This window comes from Paeniroseomonas aquatica (assembly GCF_030409335.1).
Taxonomy (GTDB): Bacteria; Pseudomonadota; Alphaproteobacteria; order Acetobacterales; family Acetobacteraceae; genus Belnapia; species Belnapia aquatica.
The window spans coordinates 1-3,894 of sequence record NZ_JAUFPN010000282.1 but is presented as its reverse complement, the minus strand read 5'-3'; the positions used below and the strand labels follow the sequence as shown (position 1 = coordinate 3,894).

Annotated in this window: 2 protein-coding genes and 1 pseudogene; all 3 read left to right on the top strand. The window is 53.1% G+C overall.

Going from position 1 to position 3,894, the window contains the following annotated elements:
* Positions 1-259, top strand: a pseudogene (locus QWZ14_RS29495) (IS3 family transposase); the annotation flags it as partial.
* Positions 260-1,184: 925 nt separating this feature from the next.
* Positions 1,185-2,198: a glycosyltransferase gene (locus tag QWZ14_RS29490; protein WP_290320639.1), complete on the top strand. Its 1,014-nt coding sequence runs from the start codon at positions 1,185-1,187 to the stop codon at positions 2,196-2,198.
* 265 nt (positions 2,199-2,463) lie between these two features.
* Positions 2,464-3,632 (top strand): IS3 family transposase gene (locus tag QWZ14_RS29485; protein WP_290320640.1). Its coding sequence is split into 2 segments (ribosomal slippage): positions 2,464-2,728 and positions 2,728-3,632, totalling 1,170 coding nucleotides; the frame shifts between segments, so codons are not numbered across the junction.
* The last annotated feature ends 262 nt before the right edge of the window (positions 3,633-3,894 follow it).

The following is a 3,894-nucleotide window of genomic DNA, read 5'->3' as shown; positions in this document are numbered from 1 at the left end:
CCAGACCGGTTAGCCAGACAGTCCGGTCACAGACCCTAGTCGAAGTCGAGATCGAGCTATTCGTCGCCAGCGCCGGCGACAGCTACGACAGTGAGCTCGCTGAGAGCCTTATTAGCCTGTTCAGGACCGAGGGCATCCGTCGCCGCGGCCCGTGGCTGGCATGGAGGGCGTCGGGTTCGCCACCCTCGGATGGGTGGACTGGTTCAACCACCGCCGCCTTCTCGAGCCGGTCGGCAACATCCCTTCCGCCAAGGCATAGGCGCGCTACTATGCTACCCCGGGGCCCACACTCATGGCGGCCTGACTCATACCAAATAGCCTCCGTCAATCCCAGAGTGGTGCAGCCGCTATCGCAGACGTCATTCTATGTAAGGCGTGCCCGATCCAAGAGCCAAGCTCTCGACCGGACGCCGTGGCTGAACAGTTGAACATGGGGGCGGATGCCACGGCTAAAAAGTCCAACCGCAACCTCACGATCCGCAATCCGCAATTTCTCGTTGACTGCAAACGCAGTCCTGAACACGCGCGTTTGCTCAACCAAATGCGAGCTACTCCACCGGATCCAACGATCGCTGTTAGTTTCACGAATTAGGCGAATAGGTCGCGGCCTGCAGCAAGGGCAGCGGTTATGGGGACCGTGGATAAGTCGAATTATTCCTCCACCCGACCACGGCGCCACGATGCCCTACTGCCCGCTGCGTCGAAAAGGCTAACCTTACGGCATTCAAAAGCTGAAAAGCCTCGAACTGAATAATCCAAAAAGTTGTTCTGTACTGCTAAGTTTTACTGCTTCAGGTTATATTTGCTCGCGATTGATGTGATTTGAGAATTGCGCCTTAAATTTAGAAAAGCACTTGAAGTCGCGTTATGTTCAATTAAGATCGAAATATCTATTTCGATCTGAAGACTAAATACTGCACACTTGCAAAACGATCGATATATGTTATGAAATAATGTCGAAAAAGTCGGCGCATGGGCCCAATTCGAACTTAAATTCAACAAATCTGTTTTGGGGCGACAAGATAATGCAAACATGAGTCAAGCAATTTGTAGTGATCCCTTATCTTATGAATTTTTCTAAATTCTTATTTCAAAATCTTTGAATTTGCTGTGTTTTTTCAAAAAATGAAGAATTGTCTGTCGAATGGCATAATAAGAATTTTTTCAAAAAATTGAGGAATGAGATGGCAAGAAGCAAGAAAACACTTTCGATTGTATTGGCTACCTATAACGGATCGAAATACATTGAAGCTCAACTTAGAAGCTTAGCAAATCAGACGGTGATACCAGACGAGCTTCTTGTATCAGACGACAATTCCAGCGACGAGACCGTTGAAATTTTGGAGCACTTTCAACGGGAAAGCAGATTTCCCGTGAAAATAATGAGACGTGTTCCTGCACTTGGGTTTAGAGAAAATTTTCTGCGCACCTCTTTGGAGGCACGCAGTGATTTCATCGCGTTTTGTGATCAAGACGACATCTGGCGGGAGGACAAAATAGAAAAATGCTCCAAATATTTTGAAAACAAAAATATATCTATGATCATTCACCCCGCAGAAACTATTGACAAGTTTTCCAATACAATTGGCAAATTTAGGCAAAATGTAAAAGGAACCGTAATTAAAAGACCATTAAGCTATGATTTATGGAGTACTTTTTGGGGATTTTCAATTGTTTATAGACGCAAGTTATTGGATGTTTTCCCCATTGAATGTAGATTTTTAGATTACATTTCTCCAGATCACCGCGTTGCTCACGATAGATGGATTACTTTTATCGCACAAATGGTTGGATCGACCGTAGAGATTGACGAATCTCTGGTGAAATATAGACAGCATGACAACAATCTTTATGGTCAAGGGCTTAGCGAAACATTTCGGATAACAAGCAACATCGTAGAAAGGACTGATCTTTACATAGAGATAGGGTTACATATGCTTGCTATAATAAATAGCCTCGACGCGGAGAACGTGAGAAATTTTCCCCTTTATGAAAAATCTAAATGCGCGGCCTTTGTTGAGAAAGCAGTAGAAAAACTCCAAAACAGAAGGGAAATATACCTTCCAAAAAGCAAGATGAAAAGCATAGTGAATGCATACGTTGCCGTTCTGAGTGGAGCGTATATCAGTTTAGATAACAATAGTTTCCGCTGGAAATCTCTCGCTAGAGACTTGCATTTCGCAGCTTTTCGAAATTAAAGAGCTGTTTTGTAAAACTTGCATCGGGCCGTGAGTGGCCGTGGCGGGAGGCGGGTTAGGCAGCGATGATGAACAGATTGGCGACGAGGGCGGCTTAGGCCGTGTGCAGCGTCCACCGGCTCTATTGCAAGTTTTATAACGGTCATCGCAAAATAAAAACCGGGCATGGCAAGACGGCACCGAACGGGTTGGCGTGCCCTGACGTGCCCCTCTAGAAGTAGTCCGCCGGCTGTGAGAAGCCGGTACGATCATGGAAGGGACGGCCATGGCAGGGAAGCGGAGCACGCCGGAGCAGATCGTCGCCAAGCTGCGGCAGGTCGAGGTTCTGACGGCACAGGGCAAGCCGGTTGCCGAGGCGGTGCGGGCGATCGAGGTAACGGAGCCGACCTACTATCGCTGGCGATCGGAGTACGGCGGGCTGAAGCTCGACCAGATGAAGCGCCTAAAACAACTGGAGGCGGAGAACGGGCGGCTTCGGAAGGCGGTGGCGGACTTGGCGCTGGAGAAGGTCATCCTGAAGGAAGCCGCCTCGGGAAACTTCTGAGCGCCGCACGTCGTCGGGCCTGCGTTGAGCACGTCACGACCAGGCTGGGCATCTCGGAACGGCTTGCCTGCAAGGTGCTGGGTCAGCACCGCTCGACGCAGCGCAAGGTACCGAGCAGGCCGGACGACGAAGCGGCGCTGCGCGACGAGATCATCGCCCTGGCCAAGCTGTATGGCCGGTATGGCTACCGCCGGGTCACGGCGCTGTTGCGGGCAGCGGGCTGGTGCACCAACCACAAGCGGGTCGAGCGCATCTGGCGGCAGGAGGGGCTGAAGGTGCCGCCTCGGCAGCCGAAGCGCGGCCGCCTCTGGCTCAACGATGACGCCTGCATCCGGCTGCGGCCAGAGCGACCCAATCACGTCTGGGCCTACGACTTCGTCGAGGATCGTACCCGAGACGGGCGCAAGTTCCGCATGCTCTGCGTGATCGACGAGTTCAGCCGCGAGGCGCTGGCCATCCGGGTGGCGCGGCAGCTCGGCTCGGCCGAGGTGATCGATATCCTGGCCGACCTGTTCATCGCCCGCGGCGTACCTGCGCACATTCGGTCGGACAACGGCCCCGAGTTCGTGGCCAAGGCAGTGCAGGGCTGGATCACCGGCGTCGGCGCCAGGACGGCCTACATCGCGCCTGGCAGCCCCTGGGAGAACGGCTATGTGGAAAGCTTCAACGGCAAGCTTCGGAATGAGCTGCTGGACTGCGAGGTATTCAACACGCTCAGAGAAGCCCAAGTGCTGATCGAGCAATGGCGCCAGCACTTCAACACCGTCCGGCCACACAGCGCCCTCGGGTATCGGCCGCCTGCGCCGGAGGTGGTTATGCCGGGACCGCCAGTGCCGATCCACCGTCCAAACCCGACCGGGTCGGTACCGCCCGCCGTCATGCTCCACTAAATTCCATGCGGACCACTCGATGGGGGCTGGTCAGACCGATCTCCAGCGCGGCACGAAAAAAATGAGCTTTCTCAATCTTGACCATTTCGGCTCTTATATTCCATGTCGCAGGTAGCGATGGTTACAGCCCTAAGTCTCGCGTCTGTTTGCAGCCTGCAACTACGTCTGTCTAGCAGCGGGCGGCGCGAGGATCTGAGCCGCGTTTCGGGCCCGGGGCTCCGTTGTAAGAAGCTGTACGCGAAATGAGTTGGGATGGTCGGGT